This is a genomic window from Candidatus Oscillochloris fontis (genome assembly GCF_004138135.1).
Taxonomy (GTDB): Bacteria; Chloroflexota; Chloroflexia; order Chloroflexales; family Chloroflexaceae; genus Oscillochloris; species Oscillochloris fontis.
Genome location: NZ_RYFD01000029.1, coordinates 9,044 through 31,962 on the forward strand (window position 1 = coordinate 9,044; position 22,919 = coordinate 31,962).

General features: G+C 56.0%; 14 protein-coding genes and 1 other RNA gene. 13 read left to right on the forward strand and 2 right to left on the reverse strand.

All coding sequences use genetic code 11. The annotated features are described in order from the left end of the window. Positions 1–158: 158 nt before the first annotated feature. The 10 genes from EKD03_RS11755 to EKD03_RS11800 are packed head-to-tail and all read left to right on the forward strand — an operon-like array spanning position 159 to position 16,559. A complete protein-coding gene (locus EKD03_RS11755) occupies positions 159–3,476 on the forward strand; it encodes a helicase-related protein (protein ID WP_129630817.1) in 3,318 nt (1,105 codons plus the stop codon). Further along, on the forward strand, positions 3,473–7,141 hold the full coding sequence (locus tag EKD03_RS11760; RefSeq protein WP_129630819.1) for an Eco57I restriction-modification methylase domain-containing protein: 3,669 nt from the start codon (positions 3,473–3,475) through the stop codon (positions 7,139–7,141). The genes EKD03_RS11755 and EKD03_RS11760 overlap by 4 nt, the downstream gene beginning before the upstream one ends. Continuing rightward, entirely contained in the window at positions 7,138–8,562 is a 1,425-nt protein-coding gene (locus EKD03_RS11765) for a DUF262 domain-containing protein (protein ID WP_129630821.1), read from the forward strand. Before EKD03_RS11760 ends, EKD03_RS11765 begins: the two co-directional genes overlap by 4 nt. Beyond that, entirely contained in the window at positions 8,559–9,680 is a 1,122-nt protein-coding gene (locus EKD03_RS11770) for an AAA family ATPase (RefSeq protein ID WP_129630823.1), read from the forward strand. The genes EKD03_RS11765 and EKD03_RS11770 overlap by 4 nt, the downstream gene beginning before the upstream one ends. Next, on the forward strand, positions 9,680–10,507 hold the full coding sequence (locus tag EKD03_RS11775) for a hypothetical protein (protein ID WP_129630825.1): 828 nt from the start codon (positions 9,680–9,682) through the stop codon (positions 10,505–10,507). Before EKD03_RS11770 ends, EKD03_RS11775 begins: the two co-directional genes overlap by 1 nt. Further along, the gene (locus tag EKD03_RS11780; protein WP_129630827.1) at positions 10,507–11,757 is read left to right on the forward strand and encodes a hypothetical protein; all 1,251 of its coding nucleotides are present in this window, start codon (positions 10,507–10,509) and stop codon (positions 11,755–11,757) included. The genes EKD03_RS11775 and EKD03_RS11780 overlap by 1 nt, the downstream gene beginning before the upstream one ends. After that, positions 11,747–12,304, forward strand: a complete 558-nt coding sequence (locus EKD03_RS11785; RefSeq protein ID WP_129630829.1) for a condensin complex protein MksE — start codon at positions 11,747–11,749, stop codon at positions 12,302–12,304. The genes EKD03_RS11780 and EKD03_RS11785 overlap by 11 nt, the downstream gene beginning before the upstream one ends. Then, positions 12,297–15,056: a hypothetical protein gene (locus EKD03_RS11790; protein ID WP_129630831.1), complete on the forward strand. Its 2,760-nt coding sequence runs from the start codon at positions 12,297–12,299 to the stop codon at positions 15,054–15,056. Before EKD03_RS11785 ends, EKD03_RS11790 begins: the two co-directional genes overlap by 8 nt. After that, positions 15,022–15,843, forward strand: coding sequence for a Wadjet anti-phage system protein JetD domain-containing protein (locus tag EKD03_RS11795; RefSeq protein ID WP_129630833.1), 822 nt, complete (start codon positions 15,022–15,024; stop codon positions 15,841–15,843). Before EKD03_RS11790 ends, EKD03_RS11795 begins: the two co-directional genes overlap by 35 nt. A 47-nt stretch (positions 15,844–15,890) precedes the next feature. Continuing rightward, on the forward strand, positions 15,891–16,559 hold the full coding sequence (locus EKD03_RS11800) for an HAD family hydrolase (protein ID WP_129630835.1): 669 nt from the start codon (positions 15,891–15,893) through the stop codon (positions 16,557–16,559). A gap of 21 nt (positions 16,560–16,580) precedes the next feature. On the opposite strand, the gene ssrA is transcribed toward EKD03_RS11800, so the two are convergent. Further along, positions 16,581–16,946: a transfer-messenger RNA gene (gene ssrA / locus EKD03_RS11805) on the reverse strand. A gap of 130 nt (positions 16,947–17,076) precedes the next feature. Continuing rightward, a complete protein-coding gene (ruvA, locus tag EKD03_RS11810; protein WP_129630837.1) occupies positions 17,077–17,673 on the reverse strand; it encodes a Holliday junction branch migration protein RuvA in 597 nt (198 codons plus the stop codon). A gap of 165 nt (positions 17,674–17,838) precedes the next feature. Between ruvA and EKD03_RS11815 the strand changes: the two genes are divergently transcribed. The 3 genes from EKD03_RS11815 to EKD03_RS11825 all read left to right on the forward strand — a co-directional run bounded on the left by EKD03_RS11815 (position 17,839) and on the right by EKD03_RS11825 (position 22,434). After that, positions 17,839–19,227, forward strand: a complete 1,389-nt coding sequence (locus tag EKD03_RS11815; protein ID WP_129630838.1) for an AAA family ATPase — start codon at positions 17,839–17,841, stop codon at positions 19,225–19,227. 43 nt (positions 19,228–19,270) lie between these two features. Beyond that, positions 19,271–20,773, forward strand: a complete 1,503-nt coding sequence (locus EKD03_RS11820; RefSeq protein WP_238613499.1) for a TadA family conjugal transfer-associated ATPase — start codon at positions 19,271–19,273, stop codon at positions 20,771–20,773. A gap of 212 nt (positions 20,774–20,985) precedes the next feature. Beyond that, positions 20,986–22,434 (forward strand): phytoene desaturase family protein, encoded by a 1,449-nt coding sequence (locus EKD03_RS11825; RefSeq protein WP_338030943.1) that lies wholly within the window; start codon positions 20,986–20,988, stop codon positions 22,432–22,434. The last annotated feature ends 485 nt before the right edge of the window (positions 22,435–22,919 follow it).

Here is a 22,919-nt window from a genome sequence, read left to right on the forward strand (position 1 = left end):
ATACTAGATGACTCAGGGCATGGGCAAAGTCACCTCCGGTGGGGGGGCGGGAACGGCTGCGCCGCCAAAACATACCAAAAATGGGGTTTGGGGCGTAGCCCCAAGAACGTTGCCCATGCCCTGCTGGAGGTACACGAAACTTTATTGAGGACATACCTATGCCCCCAGCAGATCAGAATCCGTTCGAGTCTGGTATTCGGGATAACCGTTCGCGGGGTCGGGTGGGCGATTTTCTGCGTGCGCAGGTTCAGCCGGGTGCGCACCTCGCTTTTGTTTCGGCCTATTTCACGATCTATGCCTACCACCAACTCCAAGGGACACTTGATCAGATCGAACACCTGCGCTTCCTCTTTGGGGAACCGCGCTTTATACGCACGCTCGATCCTGATCGCAGCGATGCGAAGGCGTTCGCGATCCAAGAAGATGGCCTCAAACTTGCTACGCTCTTGAGCCAACATCGGGTGGCCCGCGAGTGCGCTGCGTGGATCAGGCAGAAAGTGGCCATCCGCTCGGTGAAGCAGGCGGGGTTGCTCCACGGTAAGCTCTACCATATCAATAATGGCGGGCTTGATGAGGCGCTCCTCGGTAGCTCCAACTTTACCGTGCGGGGTCTTGGTCTGGCTCCTACCAATAGTAATATCGAACTCAATCTGGTTGTTGATAGTAGCCGCGACCGCCGCGACCTCAAGCAGTGGTTTGATGAGATCTGGGAGAATCACGATCTGGTGGTTGATGTGCGCGATGAGGTGCTTCAGTATCTTGCGCAGCTCTATGTCAATCATTCACCCCAGTTGATCTACTATAAGACGCTCTTTCATCTCTTTGAGCGTTATCTTGATGAACAACAACGCAGTGATCTGCTCGATGTCCATACCCAGATCGTTGATAGCGATATTTGGCAGTCGCTCTATGAGTTCCAGCGCGATGGTGTCAAGGGCGCAATCAATAAGATGATGCGTCATAATGGGTGTATCATTGCTGATAGTGTCGGTTTGGGTAAGACCTATGAGGCGCTGGCGATTATTAAGTATTTTGAATTGCGCAATGATAAGGTATTGGTACTCTGCCCGAAGAAGTTGCGCGAAAATTGGACGATCTATCAGGCGCAGAATAATAGCCCGCTTAATCCCTTTTTGCGTGATCGCTTTAGTTATACGGTGCTCTCACATACCGATCTGAGTCGCGATGGTGGTTATGCCGATGGAATCAATCTGGCAACCCTCAATTGGGGTAATTATGATCTGGTGGTGATTGATGAGTCGCATAATTTCCGTAACAATACCCGTGGCCGCCGTGATGAGGAGGGCAATCTGATCCGTAAGAGCCGCTACGAACGGCTTATGGAGGATATTATTCAGCAGGGGGTGCGCACGAAGGTGTTGCTGCTTTCGGCCACGCCGGTTAATAACGATCTGCGTGATCTGCGTAACCAGATCTATCTGCTGACGGGGGGGGCCGATAGTGCCTTTAGGGAGTCGCTTGGTATTGAGAGCCTGGAACAGACCCTCACTGTTGCCCAGCGTACCTTTAGCGAGTGGGCACGCAAAGGGAGTGAGCGCCGTACCAGTGTGCTGCTGGAACGCCTGAGTGCGGGTTTTTTTAGCCTGCTTGATGCGTTGACGATTGCGCGTTCGCGCAAGCATATTCAGCGTTACTATGGGGCAACTATCGCTGCATTAGGCGGCTTCCCTGAACGTAAACGCCCCTTGGCGATCTATCCTGAGATTGATCTCGATGGACTCTTTATGTCCTATGACAAGCTCAATGATGAGATCTCGAACTACCGTTTGGCGCTCTTCAACCCCACCCGCTATGTGCGCCCCGAATTTCGCGCACGCTATGAGCAGGCCAGCCAACGCGATCAGAAGACGCGCTATTTTAGCCAGGGGTTGCGTGAACAGTCGCTGATTGGGATGATGAAGGTCAATTTCCTCAAACGCTTGGAGAGTTCGGTCGCTTCGTTTGGGATTACGCTGAAGCGCACGGTGGAGAAGATTCGTGCGCTTGAGGATCAGATTAAGCAGTTTAAGTCTGTCCAGGATGCCGAGATTGTGGTCGAGCCGCCTTCGCTTGATGTGCTTGATGCTGAAGATGAGGAACTGCGCGATATTCTGCTGGTCGGCCAGAGTCTCAAGTTTCAACTCGCACACCTCGATATTGATACCTGGTTGCACGATCTCCAGAATGATAAGCAGCAACTCCATGGCCTCTATATCGCGGCGCGTGATGTTGGCCCCGAACGCGATGCAAAGTTGGCTAAACTGAAGGAGTTGATTCGGGCAAAGGTGTCTCATCCACCACTCGATACGCATGGGCAACCTAACCGTAAGCTGCTGGTCTTTACGGCATTTGCCGATACGGCTGCCTATCTCTATACCCAGTTGGCTCCCTGGGTGCAGCAGGAATTTGGTATCCATGCGGCGCTGGTGTCGGGTGGCGCTGCCGAAAATAGAACCAGTTTCGGGCGTGCGCAGTTCAATGAGATCCTGACCAATTTTGCCCCGCGTGCGAAACAGCGCGACCGTATGCCCACTATGCCCCAGGATGCGGAGATTGATCTGCTGATTGCTACCGATTGCATCTCTGAGGGTCAGAATCTGCAAGATTGTGATTACCTCGTGAATTATGATATTCACTGGAATCCGGTGCGTATCATTCAGCGTTTTGGGCGGATTGATCGCCTGCGCAGTAGCAATCAGGCGGTGCAGATGGTGAATTTCTGGCCGACCCAGGATCTGAATAAGTATATCAATTTGAAGAATCGGGTTGAGGCGCGCATGGCGCTGGTTGATGTCACCACAACGGGTGATGATAACCTGTTGGCGAATGAGCAGCTTGAAGAATTGATCGCTGATGATCTGCGTTACCGCGACCGCCAGTTGCTGCGGCTGCGCGATGAGGTGCTCGATCTGGAGGATTTTAGCGAGAGTGTGGCGCTTACCGAGTTTACGCTTGATGATTTTCGTGCCGATCTGCTGCGCTTCCTGCAAACCAATCGGCGCATGCTTGCCGATCTGCCGCTGGGTCTCTATGCCGTGGTGCCTGCCGATGCGCCCCATGAGGCCATCCGTCCCGGGGTGATCTTCTGCCTACGCCAAAAGCGGCCAACCGGCGAGACCCATATCGTCAATCCGCTCCAGCCCTACTATCTGGTCTATGTCTATGCCGATGGCACGGTGCGCTTCGGGTTTGCGCATCCCAAGCAGATCCTCGAAATCTATCGCCTGCTCTGCGCTGATCGTGCCGCTGCTGATGCGGCGCTCTGTGCGCTCTTCGACCAAGAGACTCATGATGGGCACGATATGGTACGCTATAATCTGCTGCTCGAAGCATCTCTGCGCGATATTGAGCGCCGGTTTAGCCGCCGCGCTGCCGCGACCCTGACGAGTGGCCGCACGGGGGTGTTGCCCGAACGCGCACAGCAGGTGCGCTCGTCTGATGATGTTGATCTGATTACGTGGTTGGTGGTACAGTGAATACTCCCTCCCTCCTCGCATCGCTTAAAGATACCCTCGCCTCCCTCGCCACCGCGCCCCTCGCCTCTACGGCACGGTCTCTCCTGGCCACTCTCGGCTATCAGAGCCAGCGCTGGTTGGAGTTTGAGCCGACTCCTGCGGCGTTCTGTGCGATGTTCGATCCCGATCAGCGCATGAACCCCACCCATGCCCGCCTTAGTCAGTGGCTTTCGGTGGCGATGTTGGCGCAGATTACGGGTGAGGAATTGGCTACTCGTGCCCAACTCCATCTTGATCTGGGTGCGCCACCCAACTTTAATGCCCAAACCTATCAGTCGTTACTCTTCTTTGCGGTTGATCTCGCGCCTAAGCCCGCTGCGCGCCCCTATACCCGTGGCGAGTTGGCGACGATAACCCGCGAGATCAATAAGCTCTTCCTTATGCCGGTAAGCGTGATCTTTCGCTATGATGCCACCCTGACGCTGGCGATTGTCACCCACCGCCCCCATCGCCGCGATGCTAACCGCGATGTCCTGGAGAAGGTGTCGCTCATCCGTGATCTGGATCTCTCCGCCCCCCACCGCGCCCACCTGGAGATCCTGGCTGATCTGAGTCTGCCCGCGCTGCTTTCCCGCCAGACGATCAGCGGCTTCGCCGATCTCCAACGCGCTTGGGCACGCACGCTCGATAGTAGCGAACTGAATCGGCGCTTCTACCGCGAGATTGCTAATTGGTATTTCTGGGCGGTGCAGGTGGTGGAGTTCCCTGATGATGCGACCCCGCGCCCGCGCCGCAATGCCGACCGGGTCATCCGCCTGATTACGCGCCTCATCTTTATCTGGTTCCTGCGCGAGAAGGGGCTGGTTGACCCGCGTCTCTTCCGGCGTGCCGAGGTTGCCGATCTGCTCGTGTCGCTTGATGATGCTGCCAGTAGTTACTATCTGGCGATTTTGCAGAATCTCTTCTTTGGTACGCTCAATCAGGAGATGCGCAAGCGCGCCTTCCGCCGCCCCGAACAGAATTATGGGGCCACCAATCTCTATCGCCATGCCGCGCTCTTCCGCGATCCGCAGGCGGCGCTGACGATCTTTGCGCGGATCCCCTTCCTCAATGGCGGTCTCTTTGAGTGTCTCGATGATGTTGAGCAGAAGCCGCCGCTGCGGATTGATGGCTTCTCCGACCGCCCCGATAGCCAGCCCTGTGTGCCCAATGCGCTCTTCTTTACCGCTCAGCCGCTGGCGGTCGATCTCAATAGTGCCTATGGTACCCGTGGCCGCCGCTATGAGGTGCGCGGTCTCTTGGAGATTCTGGAGAGCTATAAGTTTACGGTGGCCGAAAATACGCCGATTGAAGAAGATGTCGCGCTTGACCCCGAACTGCTCGGTCAGGTCTTTGAGAACCTGCTGGCGGCCTATAACCCGGAGACGGAGACGACCGCACGCAAGGAGACGGGGTCGTTCTATACGCCGCGCCATATTGTGGCCTATATGGTGGATGAGTCGCTGCTGCTCTACCTCCAGCCGCATCTGCCCGCCACCCCCGACCGAGAGGCGCGGCTGCGCGAATTGCTGGCCTATAACGATCTGCCGCCGCGCTTTAGTCCCGATGAGATCGCACTGTTGATCCGCGCTCTCGATAGCCTGACGATGATCGATCCCGCCTGTGGCTCTGGGGCCTTCCCCATGGGTGCCTTGCAGAAGTTGGTCTTCCTGCTCAATAAGCTCGATCCCGGCAACCACGCCTGGAAGGCGCGCCAGATTGCCCGCGCTCAAGAGATCGAGGATACCCTGGCCCGTGAGGCGGCGATTGAGAGTATCGAGGAAGCCTTTGAGCGCAATGATCTTGATTATGGGCGTAAGCTCTTCCTGATCGAAAATGTGATCTATGGGGTGGACATCCAGCCGATTGCGGTGCAGATCGCCAAGTTGCGCTGCTTCATCAGCCTGATTGTCGAGCAGCAGGTACATGATGAGCGCGATAACCGGGGCATTCGCCCGTTGCCCAACCTAGAGACCAAGTTTGTCGCCGCTGATGCGCTGCATAGTCTGACCGGCCAGGGCGCACTGCGCAGCGATAGGGTGATCGCCCTCGAACACCAGTTGAAGCAGGTGCGTTCGGCCTATTTTAGTGCCAAGACGCCCCCAACCAAGCGCAAGTATCGCGAGCAGGATCGCAGCCTGCGCCAGGAGTTGCAGACCCAGCTTGAGGCTGAGGGCATGCCCAAGGCGACCGCCGCCGCGCTTGCCGAGTGGGACCCCTACGCCCAGAATCGCCACGCGCCCTTCTTCGACCCGGAGTGGATGTTCGGGCGTGAGCAGGGCTTTGCGCTGGTGATCGCCAACCCGCCCTATGTGCGCCAGGAGCAGATCAAGGAGCGCAAGCCCGCGCTGCAACAACGCTACACCACCTACACCGGCACCGCCGATCTCTATGTCTACTTCTACGAGCGCGGCGTCCAACTGCTCAAACCGGGCGGCATCCTCACCTTCATCTCCTCCAACAAGTTCTTCCGCGCTGGCTACGGAAAGAATCTGCGCAGCTACCTAAAGCAGCATACCCACATCCAGCAGATCATAGACTTTGGCGACGCACCGATCTTTACGGCTATCGCCTACCCCAGCATCATCATTGCCCAGAAGCATACCGACGCGCAGGCCAGCAGCGATACGGCGAGCGAGCAGCGCCTGCTGGCGCTCAACTGGAACCCGGCCAGCCGCCTCGACGAGTTCCCGGAGGTGATGGCCAACACCCGCGCCGCCGCTGCCAACCCCACCCCCAGCGGCCCGCTCATCCTCCAGCGCAGCCTGAGCGACGACGGCTGGCGCCTTGAGGGTGCCGCCACCCAGCGCCTCCTGGAGAAGCTGCGCCGCGCTGGCAAGCCGCTCGGTGAGTATGTCGGGGGAAGGTTCTATCGCGGGATCTTGACCGGCTTCAACGAAGCTTTCGTGGTGGATCGCGCCACCCGCGACCGCCTGATCGCCGCACACCCCTCCAGTGCCGAGGTGCTCAAGCCCTTCCTGCGCGGGCGCGATGTGAAGCGCTGGCGGGTAGACTTTGCCGAACAATACCTGATCAAGATAGAATCCTCCGAGAACACACAGCATCCCTGGTCAGGCAAGCCAGAAAGCGCGGCTGAACATATCTTTGCCAGCCACTATCCAGCCATTCATAGCTGGTTTGAGCCATTGCGGAGCAATCTGATCAAACGCCAAGATCAGGGACACTATTTCTGGGAACTGCGTTCATGCGCCTACTGGCAGGAGTTTGAGCAGGCGAAGATCGTATATCCAGACATCTACGAACACCAGAGCTTTTCTTTTGACCGCTCAAAATACTACGCAGGTAACACCTGCTACTTCATACCCACTGAAGAGATCTGGATGTGTGGTCTACTCAATTCCACGGCGATAGAGTGGTTCTACTCATTTACCTCGAATCGTATCAGAGGTGGTTATTTGCGGGCATTTAGTGACTACATGAAACAACTCCCCATCCCGCCCGCAGAGACCAGCAACGCCATCGGGGGGCTCGTAGAGCGAATACTGGCACTGAAGGGCGAGGAGCGCCACGCGGACGTGGGCGCATTGGAGCGCGAGATTAACGAGCGGGTGTATGCGTTATACGGGCTACGCCCGGATGAGATACGGATGATCGAGGAGATAGTGGGCGGAGGAGAAGGGGTATGAGATCTTCCAATGAGACCCAAACGAGAGTCCGATCCCACGTTGCAGAGGATGAAAAGATCCCCATACTCTTACGCGCATTAAGTCTTCTTGGCCCCGATCCGCATAGCGCAGAAGAGATTGCAGAGATCTTCGAGGCCACCGACGCCTTACCCGAACTCAGCAACCAAGAACGGCGGGAGCTCCTACAGCAAGCCACCAACCTAACCCCCATCGTCCTCTATGACGCTGCTGCCCAGACGTGGCAACTCATGCCAGCGGGATATGATCGGCTTGATGAGATCAGCACTGCGACCGAGATCATTGACGATGAGACAACAATACCATTTGATCCGGCAGACATTCGTTTTGAGGTAGGCCAGGATTCAATCTTCTCGATTCTACAACAAATTGAGGACAGCGCGATCATTATCGCCCCTGACTTTCAGCGTCACTTTGTCTGGGACAGCGTGCGCCAGAGCCAACTGATCGAGTCCATCCTGCTGCGCATACCCTTACCGCCGATCTATCTCAGTGCTGAACGTGACGACACACTCGTCGTCATGGATGGTCTTCAGCGACTTACCACACTCAAGCGTTTTTGTAGCGACAAGACACTCAAACTCAAGGGGCTACGCTACCTCAAAGAGCTTGAAGGGAAGGGATTTCATGATCTGCACCCTCCACAGCGACAAATTCTGTTACACCGCACCAAACTCACACTCTATACAGTAACCTCCTCCACACCCAAAGAAGTACGTTTTGAAATCTTCTCACGTGTCAACCGGGGTGGACTAACCCTAACCGCCCAAGAGATCCGCAATGCCCTCTACCAGGGTAAAGCCACAACCATGCTCAAAGAATTAGCCGAGTCAGAGGATTTTCTGCGCGTCACCGGGCGATCAATCAACGCAAGACGTATGGATGATCGCGAATGTGTCCTGCGCTTTCTCGCATTCACACTTGAGCGTTATGATCGTTTTGGGAACACCAACGATCCGAAAGCGCCGCGCAACCTCGACAGCCTACTCAACCGCACGATGGAGATACTCAATCAGCACAGTGATTCACGGAATCAATCGCTGGATCATCTGTTCAAAGAGAGTCTACGAAAAGCAGAACTACTCTTTGGCGAGTTAGCATTTCGCAAAATTGACCGGGACGCATTTGATCGTCGCCACCTGAGTGAGACAGGGCAATACCAATGGGCAGGAGGCAAACGCAACCCGATAAGCAAAGCCCTCTTTGAGATCTGGACAGTATTGCTCATCCCATACAGTCAAGAGCAAGTCAGCATGCAGCGCAATGCGATTATCGAGGGTTTTCTGGCGCTGCTGAATGATGAAAGCTTTCTGAAAGCCATTTCGCTTGCCACCGGCGGACGTGACGCCATCATGTACCGTTTCTCAAAACTTGAACTGCTGCTCAACGAGGCACTGTCATGATCACAAGCCTGCACCTACAGAACTTCAAATGCTTTAGTGACCAACGCATCGCATTTGGGCCACTCACCCTCCTGGTAGGCGCAAATGCCTCTGGCAAATCAAGCGTAATCCAGTCATTGTTGCTCCTGCGACAATCACATATACAACAGCGGCTCCAAGAGGGCAAGCTACTCTTAGCCGGGCCACTCGTCAATGTCGGCACCGCCAGCGACATCTATAGCCTCGATCCCATCGAAGAAGAAGAGCCTTGTATCCACTTGGGGCTTGACGAGGTAGATGAGATACACACACCCTTTAGATTTCAGATTGATACTGGTGATCAAACGAGCTACGTATTACATGGCACCGATGGGCCATATCACCCAGGCAACCTCTTCCAACCAGCATGGAATTACCTGAATGCCGAACGTATTGGCCCCCGCCTACTCTACCCCTTACCAACCGATGATCGCTGGCCAAACGATGTCGGCATCCATGGAGAGTACGCACCATTCATTCTCGGTCGCTCAAAGCAACGCGATCTCATCGCGAATGACGCCGCGCTTGCCGATGACCGCACCGGAGAGATCGAATCGCGGTCGCTCACCGAGCAAGTCCGACTCTGGATGCGTCAGATCATTGCCGATGTTGAACTCAAGGCAACACTCCTCAATGAAGCGGATCAAGTCAAAGTGATGTTTGGCAATCGGGGGCCAGACGATCTTGTCCGTCCCACCAACATCGGCTTCGGGCTCATCTACACGCTCCCCATCGTCGTAGCGGCACTCGTAGCCCCGCCGGGGTCACTCCTCATCATCGAGAACCCCGAAGCCCACCTCCACCCGCGCAGCCAATCAATCATGGGGCGATTTTTAGCCCGCGTCGCCGCCGCCGGGGTGCAGGTGGTGGTAGAGACGCACAGCGACCATATTCTGAACGGGATTCGCGTAGCGGTACGCCAGGGTGCGTGGGGGCAAGCGATCAGCGCCGATGATGTTGTGATCCAGTACTTTATTGCGGCGAACGACGGACGACCGCTGCGGGTGCGCCAACCGCGTCTCTACGCAGACGGAGGCATTGACCCATGGCCAAGAGGTTTCTTCGACCAGATGGATGACGATCTGCGGGAGTTACTCTAATGCACATCCTCATCAATGAACACTCAATTCAACAGCAAGCACCCACCCCGTATGCTGCTGATCGCATCCTCATCGAGTTTTCAGATGCCTTAGACACATTGGAGCCACGGCGGATCAATGACTCCGACGACCCAGATGAAAATCGTGACCCGATCTATTCCCACTCATCAATATTCTCTTTGCGGCTCTGTGCGCAGATGACGCTCAAAGACCTATTTTACACCGAGCGCGATCACGACAGCGAAACCCTCCGCAAACTACGCACTGTACGCACCTCGCTCCTACGCCGCATCCGTAACGGCCCATACATTGATACCATCCTCGAAAAGATTCTCCATGAATGTACACGCGATGAAGCCGGCAGCAAGAAGAGACTCGACGAGAGTACGATTGCTGGCGCAGCCTATTTTGAAGGCATTCTCGTCAGCCTTCAGCACAGCCCACACTACCCACCAGGAGACATCGAGGTCTATTTTTCCAAGGGTGAAGAACCGCAGCCCGTCGAGATCGAACACTACACCTCAGTTGATGAGATCAAGGTGCGCCGTCGGCACTACTGGCCCCACCCCAAGCATGACAAATCCATGCCAACCTATGGTGTCATAGGCACCCAAATGGATCTTCCACCGGAAGAAGCTGAGAAGGTCCTGAACGCGGGCATACCGATTGGCAAACGAGTCTTTGGCCGTTCTGCCAAGGGAAAGCTCTACGCCTTCCATCGTCACCACAGCAATGAATACCACGGCTACCCAGTTGATGAGGAGGAACTGCGGAAGCGCGCCAGGGTTATCTATAACTACTTGCGGAAACTAGGTTGGTGTGACTGATGACCATGCCCCGTTTCATCCACTTTCTCACCCTAGCCCGCGAGCAGACGGCACTGATCGTTGACATCTGCGCCGAGTCCGATCTCCTCAGTCGCGCTCAGTTGCTCCACTACCTAGAACATCATGGTGTGGCGGCTGGCCTCAAGGAGTCCCTGATAGATGATCTCTGCCAAGCCGCCATTCTGCTGGAAGAACACAACCAAGGCTTCATCGTCAACCCGGCAGTAGTCGATCTCGTCAACTATTATGAACGACGCGGACGCCTGATCAGTGCAACCTTCCTGCGCGACCAGATGCTCAACATCGCCGAATTGACCGAGCGGTTGCAACGCGAACTCTTTGCTACTGAAGCCGACCGTACCGCGATCCTCGATACCATTGACAACCTCTACCGACTAGTACGCGAGGTACGCGAGGCTGGATCCGAACACTATATCGCCTGTATGCGGCTCCTTGGTGACATCAAACGTTCTGGCGGTAAGCAACCCATCGAGCAACGACTATACGAACTAGAAACCGCACAGCGTCGTTATATCGAGCCACTACGTGCGCTCATTGACCCTAGTGGCGACTATGTGCCCCGTATCGCCCAACTACACCGCCATGTGGGCGAACTTGGCCGCCAGGATGTACTGCTGGCCCAATCACAGGAACTCGATCACCGTCGCCTGCGTTTGGCGAGTGACCTACACTTCATTGACCATGAACTATTACGCGGATTTGCAGTGATCGTTGATACCGCCCGTACCCTGTTACGCTCATTGTTCGATGAGAAGTCACTCAAGGATGCCTTAGCCTTCTGTTTGGCCCACCTCGACCAAGTCTGGGTGGCACTCGACACAACAACTCTGGTCGCCGTTGGGCGTAACGTCACCCAGGCCACGCCACTAGAAGGCCAAGAATCCTTCTTCGCCGATGTGGTACACCGCCGACTGCTACCGCAACCCAGGGCACTCAGCATCAACCAGCCCGAACAGTGCCGCGCCGAAGACCTCGTGTTGAGCGAGAGCCGCATCTGGCAAACCATTGCTGCAACCGGAAACATTGGCAGTTGGCCCACCTTTGCTGTCCATACATTCTCTGGTTATGCCGAAGAGGAACAGTTGCGCGCCATGGTACTACCATTGCTACGCCCGCACCCGCAGATCACACTCATGCTCAATGACCAATTGTTTGTTCACGAACTAAGCACCCAAACGCTCCACATGCACGACTTCGGCGTGCGCTGGGAGGAACACTATGCCCGTTGATGCCCCACCCCGCAGCGCCGAGATCTTCCAGCGCCTACTGCGTGGCTATCAGTTTAGCGCATCGGATCACGCATCCGACGACCTTGGCCCACTCTACACGGTACTCGATGATCGCTTTATTTGGTTCCAAGATCACCTCGCTGCGATGGGTTTCAGCCTCGTCCGCGACAGTGAAGTCATACTCCTAGAGAAGGAGCAGAAGGAAATAACCAACGAAGAGCGCCAAATAGTCGTTGCGATCTTTCTGCTAAGTGATCTCTGGCTTGAACAAGGCGGTAGCTACCAAGATCTCTTTACCATGCCCATTCGTTGGGCCGACCTAAACTGGCTACGTGATGGCTATGGGCGCGAATACCTAGCCCAAGTCAGTCTCCAAGATCTCGACTCTCTTGAGGATCTCTGGCGTCGCATGGTTCGCAAAGGGTTCGTTACCTATAACAACGAGACACGAACCCTAACCCTACGCGATCCCGCCGCACGCATTCTCACCATGGCCCGTCGGATCCACCAGAGCCTACGTTCCACCGAGGAGGCCGTTCATGCGTGAGATGGCGAGCAGTATCCTCAAGATCGGTATGATCAATAGTGGCATGTTCGATACACTAGAGATTAATACCGATGTACGTGCCGTACACTTGGTAGGCGACAATAATGTCGGTAAGACCAGCCTAATCGAGATTATCCAATTTCTCTATTTTCCCGATCTGCGTGACATGCACTTCTCGAAGAGCCTGACCGAAACCCTAGCCTTCTACTTCCGACGCGAAGGTTCCTACATCCTCTTCACCATACGCAACGTGCATGGTAAGCAACGCACCCTCGGTGTCTATGGTACTGGAACCGCGCACACACGTCAGGTTTTCGCCTTCGATGGGAGCTTCACGCTCACCGACTTCCTTGATGAGCAGTATCACGTACTCTCACCGCAAAATGTCGGTATACACCTAGCAGATCGGCGTTTCTATATCTACCAACGTGTAGAAGATCACGAGCGCGGGTTGATCGGCGAGCAGAGCGAGGATGCAGCCAACATCCATCTCTTTGATATGGGACGCGACAACTTCCGACTGCTGCGGCGTCTACTCCAGAACCTCCTGCGTCTAGAGCGCCTGACTGATCGCGATATCCGCCTCTTTCTCAATGCCCTAGTTGAGAGTACCGGTGCCAAGACGCGCATTGATGTCGCCCGCGACTTTGAACGCAAGTATGCCGACGCCCGTAACATCCGCGAACGCATCAACAGCCTACAACGCCTCAAACCATTGATCGACCAGTGGATCACAGCGAACACGCGATTGACACAAGCCAAGAACGCGGAACATGCAGCTCGCCTGCGCCTGTACTACGCCGCACAGTGCTACGCCACGCTGCTTGAGGAGCAGCAGCGCGATCTAAGTGGACGCATATCTACGATCAACGTGGCACTAAACGAATTAGATGAACAACGCCAACGTCTTGCTAATCAGATCGCGAAACAAAACAGTCGCAAAGACGAACTCAAATGCATGCTCGATGAGCTACAGAATCTGATCGCGCGCTGCTCTGGTCGTCAGCGCGAGGAGGTACGCACTGAACGCGATGGCTATACCTACCGTGCAATCGAACTGCAAAAACGCATTGACCAGTCCAGCAACGTAAGTGTTGCGCAGATTGAGAGCCGACTGCGGCGTGACCAGGAGGAGCGCGAACGCATCCGCCGCCAGATCGCGAGCCGCACGATCAGTCACTTGCTGGTCGAGGCCAGTTTGAGCGATGAGCAGCGCGCCCTGCTGCGCTTCCTAATCTCGGAACAGCTACTCAGCCTGCCCCTCGCCGACAGCGTCGCCGATGCCTCGCAGTTGCTAGCGGCTGCGCATGCCGCCGCCAGCCAGGTTGACCCACAGGGGAATTTCCACGGCTTTGGTCTCAATATCGCTCGCCATGTCTGGTATCGCCCAATCACCGAGGAAGAATCGCTCACCGACCGACTCGCCGAGATTGAGCAGCGCATCGCCAGCCATGAACTCGAACTGAAGATCGCCCGTGACCGCGAGCAGGCTCAACAAGAGATCAGATCACTACAGCGTCAAGCCGATGAACTCGACAAATTACTCGGCGCATTCGATCACTTGGCGGTGTTAGAGGCAAGCAGTGGTGGAGTAGCATCTGTTTTGCGGGAGTTGGAAGCCTGCCAACACGAACAGGGAGATCTTGAGGCACAGCAAGGCCCACTTAGGGATCGCGTGCGATCTAAACAAGATGAGCATGTGGCGCTACAGTCGCAACAACGTGCATTGCAACAACACCTCGGTGAGGTGCGTCAGGAGGTTAAAGAGATTGGTAACATCGAAGACCCATGCCCCACCGACATTGCAGACCTCGCTGCTGCCGAACTACCTAAAATCTTTGATCAGAGCCGTGAGCACTATCGTGACCAGCGTAGTGAGCGAAAACGGGCCGAAGAAGCACTGCACAATCCGCGTACACAATTGGATCATCTCTATGAACGCGAAGCGCCAGAACTACCTTTTGAGCAGTGGGTAGACGAAAAACACCGCTTGACTGCTGAAGTTGAGCGGCTCGAAACCCAACTGCATGAAAGTTACACCAACCTATTCACCCTTGCCAAAGGCGAACTCGACAAGCTCACTCAAGCCTTTGATGTGGTACGGAGCCGGGTCGCTGAACTGAATAACAGCATCCGGCGGGTAAGCATCTCGAATATCGAGCGCATTGAGATTCAGGTACAAGAAAGCCAATTGGTCGAGGCTATCCGGCAGACCAGTCGCGCACAACTCGACATGTTTACACCGATCACGGGCAATCTTTCACTGGAAGAAGCCGAACAAAAGATCGAAGAACACCTGGCTAACACGTTGCGCGCCCACGGGCACGAGTTGAATCTCGACAATCTCTTCCACCTAGAGTTTCGCGTCACCTACGCCCAAACTGGCGAACAGCGCACCGTCACCGAAATCCACAGCTTCGAGTCAAACGGAACTGCCATCGGGGTCAAGATCGTTGTCTACCTGGGACTGATCCGGCTGCTTCAGGGCAACCGACGCAGCATCGTCAGTCGCATCCCCTTCTTTCTTGATGAGGTCGGTAGCCTTTCTAGCAATAACGTTCGCCAGATCATCGCCTACTGTGCCGAACACAATTTCCTACCAATCTTCGCCAGCCCAACGATGCGCAGCGATATTCCACATTCCTACATTTTGCAGCGCGATGGCGACCGTAGCCGACTGGTCAATGAGGTTATTCTGACTGAACGAGAATATACCGATGCAGCCACCCGCATGGATCACGCAGCTCGCTGATAACGAAGCAGTCGCATATAGCCAGATCCGCCCTAAGGACAAAGTGTTACTTGAGCAGATCCAGGCGCTCCGTCTGGTTGAGATTGCAACCCAGGGCAACCAACGCCGAGTTGTTATTATCAACAAAGAAGGGTTTAGCCAATGGTTCCGGACGAAGTACCCCGAAACAGCCCTAGCCCCAGTCACTGGTCAACGTGCCGCCAACATTGCCCGTGCTGGGCATAGTAAGGCAGGCGTCGCTACCCACAAGGCACAACCCATCCTACTGCGCTGGTTCAGCACCGACCCAAATTCGACTTGGGCTGATCTGACCCGACGTTGTGGGATCATCGGCATCACGAGTGATCGTCTAGCCACGCTCGATCTCCCACCATACTGGACGCTACTGACTATCGAGAACTGGGAGCCATTTTTAGCCGTAGACTATGCGCCACAGACAGGCGCAATTATTACCATCTTCACAGGCGGTAATATTGCTGAGACGACGCTTCAGGCTCTCGCCACACTTAGGCCAACACCGACACAGGCTATTCACTTCGGCGACTATGACTGGTCAGGTCTGGCTATCTACCGGCGTATTCGAGCAACAATTCCGCAGTGTCTTCTCTATATACCTACCGACATTGCGCTACTTTTCCGCAACTTTGCCAGCCACGATCTGCTCATTGGTCAATCCCCCCTTGTAGTACGCGAGGACGATCCACCTGAGTTCCATGAGGTAACTATGCTGATTGCGCAATACAACGCTGGTCTGGAGCAGGAGATTATTGCCCCGCCAGTGCTCTAACATGCAAAAATCTACACAAAGTAGAACACCAACACAAAGGCCCCACCATGCTCCACGCCCTCATCTTCGACTTCGACGGCCTGATTCTGGATACCGAGACGCCCAAATACCAGGCGTGGCAGGAGGTCTTTGCCGCGTATGGATGCGATCTGCCGATGGCGACCTGGGCGCAGGCGGTGGGCAGCAATCAGCGCTTCGATCCCTACCGCTACCTCGAATCACTCGTGGGGCGCGAACTGGATCACGACACCCTGCGCGCCACCACCCGCGCTCGCTTCCGCGAATTGCTCGGTGTGCCGCGCCCGCTCCCCGGCGTGGTGGCCTACATCGAGGCGGCGCAGCGTCTGGACATGCGCCTCGCAATTGCCTCAAGTTCGCCGCGCACCTGGATTGACGAGCATCTCAGCACGCTGGGGCTGCACCACCACTTCAGCATCTTCTGCACCATTGATGATGTGGCGCGCAGCAAACCCGACCCCGATCTCTACCTGTTGGCGCTGGAGCGCCTGGGGGTGAGCGCGAGCCAAGCTCTAGCCCTGGAAGACTCGCCCAATGGGGTACGCGCCGCCCAAGCGGCGGGCATCTACAGCATCGCCGTACCCAACCCCGTCACCGCGCAGATGGATCTGCGCCACGCCGATCTGGTGCTGCCGAGTCTGGCGGCGATGAGTCTGGAGGAGGTGGTGGGGCATGCACAAACCCGCCGGTCATCCTGACCGGCGGGCATTGGGTTGAAGTGGTGGAGATGGGGGGATTCGAACCCCCGTCCAGAAAGCTGGACCGCAGACATGCTACAGGTTTATCCCATCGTTTGAGCTCGCCCGCGACCATACGATGAGCAGAACGGTCTTTGGGCAAACCGATTTATCTTAAGCCTAAGCTAACCGGTGTTCGCCTAAGCAGCACCCGACTTGCTGACGTCGTACCCCCAACCATCAGGTGAATTGAGGACGACGCGCTACCTAATTAGGCAGCGAGGGCCAGGCGCGGAGCCTGAGCCCGAATGTTGTAGTTGGCAGTTATTGCCGTTGCCCCTTTAACGTGACTGGGCGGCACGACCTGCAATCCACGGCTTGCCCTCCCTGTCGAAGCCAAGCATCCCCATTCGTGTCTGTATTATACCCCAGTTAGGGGGGGCGTCAATAGGTCTTTGGGTGGTAACTGTTCACACTTGGGGTAAAGGAAGCTTCTGATTAATGCTAGGAGAACTGTGAACAATTACTTTTGGTGCAGCTACACGCTCCCAAAGTAGCGTAGCGCCAACCGTAACCGCGACTCCAGATCCTCCGGCGCATCAGCCGGGAGCGCCGCAACCGCCGCACTCGCCTCGCTACTGTTATACCCCAGGCTCACCAATAGTTCGGCTAGTTCCGTATTCAGCGCCGAAGGTGCCGCCGCTGCCCCACCCGCAGCCATCGGCAAACCCTTCAGATCCAGCTTACCCTTCAACTCCAACACCAAACGCTCGGCGGTCTTCTTGCCAATCCCTGGCACCCGTGCAAGTGCCGCTGTGTCGTTCTGGGCCACCATCAATCGAATATCGTCCGGACTACCCGCCGATAGCAGGCTTAAGCCTACCTTCGGCCCCACCCCACTGACACTCAGCAAACTCTCAAAGAGTGCCCGTTGCGCCAATGTGCTAAACCCGTACAACAACAACGCATCCTCACGCACGATCATGTGCGTGTAGAGGAAGAGCAACTCGCCAACCGCCCCGCACGCCCCCAACACGCTGCGCGGCGCATAGACCAACCAGCCCACGCCACCCGTCTCGATCACCAGGTGGTCGCTGCCAATATGAATGAGTGTTCCGCGTAATGATGCGATCATGGCACGATTATACCATCCTTGCCATCCCGTAGGCAGAAGGGGTATACTGGTACCTATATCATAGGAGTGGCGAAGCATCGCCAACCAATGTCGTCCGTGTTCCTCATGATGCCACATGGAGGGCGATGCTTCGCCCCTACAACCATATCGAAGGAGGAATGATCTATGTCATTCAAACTCCACGAGATCACAACGCCCAAACCTACCTCAACGGCTGCAACGGTTGATGCCAGCAGTTTTCCAGACATCCCGCCCCAACCCAGAACAATTGCGGAATCAGGATTGGCGTTGGGTTTCCTTACCGATCTCATCCTCAAGATTATCTACTTTACCGGTGCAATAACTGGCCAGCGCATTGAGGAAGTCACCAAGTTGCCCTTCCTGGGGATTATTGACAAAGCCCTTGAGTTTCTCAAACTTGAAGAGTTTGTTGATATTATCGGCTCCGAGGGTGGTGGATTTAGTGAACGCTCCTTCCAGTATGTGATCGCCAATAAGGGTCGCGCCAAGATCCTGGAGATCCTCTCGCGCTCACAGTATGCCGGGCCTGCTCCGGTGACGTTTGATGAGTATATTCGAATCACCAAACGCCAAACGATTGGCGAGATGGTTATTGATCAGGCTAAGATCCGCCAAGCCTTTAGCCATCTGGTCGTCAACGACCGGATGCTCGATAAGATCGGCCCCGCCGCCAACTCGGCACGCTCGCTCTTCCTCTATGGCCCACCAGGGAATGGAAAAACGACTATCGCTGAAGGTATCGCTAATCTGCTCGGTGGCTATATTCTGATCCCCTACGCCGTCGAAGTTGATGGCCAGATCATTAAGATCTTCGATCCCCTTAATCATCAGGTCGTACAACAAAACCAAGTCGGCCATAGTGAAGCTGCCGCCGCTTTCCCCGGTGCCCCTGCACAGCCCATCAATGCCAACTTCCCCGATGCTCGCTGGCTCGTCTGTAAGCGGCCCCAAGTGGTGGTTGGTGGTGAACTCATCCTTGAACAACTCGAACTCATCTTCGATCCCGTTGTTAAGATCTATGAAGCCCCCTTCCAGCTTAAAGCCAATGGTGGCCTCTTCCTGATTGATGACTTCGGTCGCCAGAAGTGTAGCCCTAAGGATCTCCTTAATCGCTGGATCGTGCCCCTAGAGAAGAAGTTCGATTACCTCGCTCTTCAAACTGGTAAGAAGCTTCAGGTACCATTTGATGTCCTGATCGTCTTCTCAACCAACCTCGATCCCAAACAACTGGTTGATGATGCCTTCTTACGCCGTATTCGGCATAAGATTGAAGTGCCCAATCCTTCACCGGCTGAGTTCCGCTCGATCTTCCAACTGGTCTGTAAAGGCAAGAAGATCCCCTATAGCGATGAAGGCTTGCGCCACCTCATCCAAGAACACTATATGAAGGCCGGACGCGATCTTCGCTCCTGTCACCCGCGTGACCTCTGCGACCAGATTCTTGATGAGGCGAAGTATCGGAGTATCGATCCGAGTATGTCCAAAGAACTGATTGATCGCGCCTGTGAAGCCTATTTCGTCAAACTTGGCTAGTACACAGCCCTATCCGCCCACATAGGCGGCACCAGGAGGTAGTATGTCCCTGCTCAAACGTCTTGGCGGTGGTGGCGGTAGCCCCCAACCCCCTGAGAGTCCTCCGCCCACGCCCTCCATGCGCGGGCCAGCCGCTGCACCAGCCCCCCCCCCACCAGCGGCGATCCCTAGCCCGCTGCCCGAACCAGTAGCCCTCCCTCCTCCAGCCGCTGAAGCACGCGCCAGTAGTAGCAAGGTGGAAGATCCCACTCCGCCTACCGATCCGAAGCGTATGCTCGAACTCTCGCTCTGGATCGTGGATCGTATCCAAGCCTCGTTGGGTAATCAGAGTGAACTCAAACGCTCACCAGAAAGCGAGAAACTACTCCAGGAACGCTTCGCCCGCATCTACCAGCAGGCGGGGGTCACACTGCCCGATGCGGCGATCAAACAACTCTTCGAGATGGTCTGCGATGAACTGATGGGCTTTGGGCCGATCCAGCAACTCCTCAACGACGATAGTATCTCGGAGGTCATGGTCAACGGCCCTGATCGTATCTATATTGAGCAGAAGGGTAAACTGCGCCTCAGCCCAGTTCACTTCGCCAGCGATGAACACGTCCTCAAGGTGATTGACCGCATCATCCGCCCGCTCGGTCGCCGTGTGGATCGCAAGTGGCCCATGGTTGATGCCCGTCTCCCCGATGGATCGCGTGTCAATGCGATCATTCCTCCCTGCGCAATTGATGGCTGTACAGTCACGATTCGTAAGTTCTCCAAAAATAAACTCAAGATTGATGACCTCATCCGTTTCGGTTCGATGACCCCCGACATGGGTGAGTTCCTCCGCGCATGTGTGATCAGTCGCCTCAATATCGTTGTCGCCGGTGGTACCGGTTCCGGTAAGACGACCCTGCTCAATGTGCTCTCCAACTTCATCCCCGAAGACGAGCGCATTGTTACGATTGAAGATAGTGCCGAGTTGCAGTTGGCCCAGGATCATGTGGTGCGCCTAGAGGCCAAACCGGCTGAGGTTGATGGCAGTGGCCGCGTCACCATCCGCGATCTCGTGATCAACTCACTGCGTATGCGTCCTGAGCGCGTCGTCATCGGTGAGTGTCGCGGTGGCGAAACGCTCGATATGCTCCAGGCCATGAATACTGGCCACGATGGCTCGCTTACCACGCTGCACGCCAATACCCCGCGTGATGCGCTCGCTCGTATGGAGACCATGTCTATGATGGCCGGGATGGATCTGCCGCTCAAGGTTATCCGTGAGCAGATCGCCTCGGCAATTGATGTGATCGTCCAGCAGTCCCGCTTGGATGATGGGCAACGCAAAGTGACCTATATTACCGAGGTGCAAGGGATGGAGGGCGAGAAGGTGGTGCTCCAAGACATCTTTAAGCTCGAAATCCTAGGCAAGACTCCCGAAGGTAAGATTCAGGCCGACCTACGCCCCACCGGCGTGCGGCCACGCTTTACGCCGCGCCTCGAAGCCCACGGCTTTAAGCTGCCGCCGAGCATCTTTGGTGCTCAAGTTCCCGGCCAAAAGAAGGGCTGGTAGGAGAGCCTCCCGGCGGGGGTTCGGGGGAGGCTTCGCCTCCCCCGAAGAACTCTTTTTCGCCTATGTTGGCGGCTTCGCCGCCAACATAGGCGAAAAAAGCGGGTCTGGGGCGTAGCCCCCAGCTGAAATCTGCTTAGCTTCAGGGGTATAGGGGCGCGTTACGCCGCGCCCCAACAAGGTGTTGAGGTGTAGCCATTCATACCCAAACGATTATTGTTGGCGGCGGCCTCGGTGGCCTCGCCGCCGCAATCCACCTACGCCGCGCTGGTCACACGGTGCTCCTGCTTGAAAAGAACCCCCGCCTCGGCGGGAAACTTAATCTCCTCCAGGCCGCAGGCTATACCTTCGATACTGGCCCCTCGCTCTTTACGATGCCCTGGGTGGTGCGTGATCTCTTCACCGCTGCCGGGCGGCGGGTCGAGGATTACCTCCACCTCGAACAGATCGAACCCACCTGCCGCTACCGTTGGCCCGATGGTACCCGCTTTGATGCATGGCAGTGCCTCCCCCAACTGATTCAGGAGATTGAGCGCCTCGATCCCACCGATGTGGCCAACTTCCTACGCTTCCTCGCCTATACCGCCGATATCTATGGCGCGGTGGCCGACAATTTCCTCCTCAAACCCTTCGATGGCATCGCGGAACTGATCACCCCACGTCTGCTGCGCGATGGCCCAAAAATTGACGCATTCCGTAGCGTGGATGCGGCGGTTCGTAGCGCCTTTCGCAGCCCCTACCTACACCAGATCTTCAACCGCTACGCCACCTATAACGGCTCCTCGCCCTACCTCTCGCCCGCCACCTTCAATGTGATCGCCTATATTGAATTTGCCGAAGGCGGCTGGTATATCCGGGGCGGCATGTACGAACTGGCCCTAGCCCTGCAACGCCTCGCCGAAGAACTAGGCGTCGAGATCCGCACCGATACCCCCGTCTCCGAGGTGCTGATCGAGCACGGAGTCGCCTGTGGGGTGCGCCTCACGAGTGGCGAACTACTCCGCGCTCGTCAGGTGATCATCAATGCCGACCCACGCTATGCCTATACCCATCTCATCCCCGGACGGGCGCGAACCGCCCAGCGTCTCACCCGCCTGGAGCCGTCGTGTAGTGGCTTCATCCTCTTCCTCGGTATCAACCGCCACTACCCCCAACTGGCCCACCATAACATCTTCTTCAGCGGCGACTATCCGCGTGAGTTTCAGGCCATCTTCCAAAAAGGTGTCCCCGCCGCCGACCCGACCATTTACGTGGCGAGTACGTGTCTGAGTGACCCCCAGCACGCCCCACCCGGCCACATGAACCTCTTCGTCCTCGTAAATGCCCCCGCGCTCAACCAGCGCATCAACTGGTACCGCGAGGCACCCGCCTACCGCGATCTGATCGTGGCCAAGTTGGAACGTATGGGTCTGCACGATCTGCACCACCACATCACCTACGAACAGATCTGGACACCCGTTGAGCTCCAGCGCCACTACAATGCCGCCGGCGGAGCCATCTACGGCCTCGCCTCCAACAACCGCTTCTCGGCCTTCATGCGCCCACCCCTCCAAGCCCCCGATGTGCGCAATCTCTACTTCGTTGGTGGCGGTACCCACCCCGGTGGGGGCATCCCCCTCGTGCTGCTCTCCGGCAAGGCCGTCGCTGAACGGGTGTTGCAGTAGAGGCGAAGCATCGCCCACCAACCTTGTTCGGGTTCCCCTGATCCATGGAGGGCGATGCTTCACCCCTACATACCAAAAAAATCCTTTACACTTCCCATATTACCCACACCCACTACAGCACGTCCTATTTAGTGTTTTTTGATGCATCTCATTCCATTATCGTTAATTTACGATAGATCGCTTGATTTTGTCGCATCAGAGTGCTATGATAATCACGAAGCCTCAAGAGAACAGTCCACTCTGAGGGAACCTGTACAACCGAAAACGTGCTACTGGAAAGCAAGCGCGAAACTCCAGTGTAAAGTGATTAGCAAGGAGTAAGCGTAAGTTAGGGGAAATGATCAGACCGTTGATCAAAGAGACTAACGACCAAGCGCCAGATCACTGAAGGAGTGATCGGATGCTCTGCAAGCATAAAGGTAGCCTCCAACGCCAAGCTCACCGCGTACGGAACAACAATGAACCCTACGCATAGAAATGAGCCA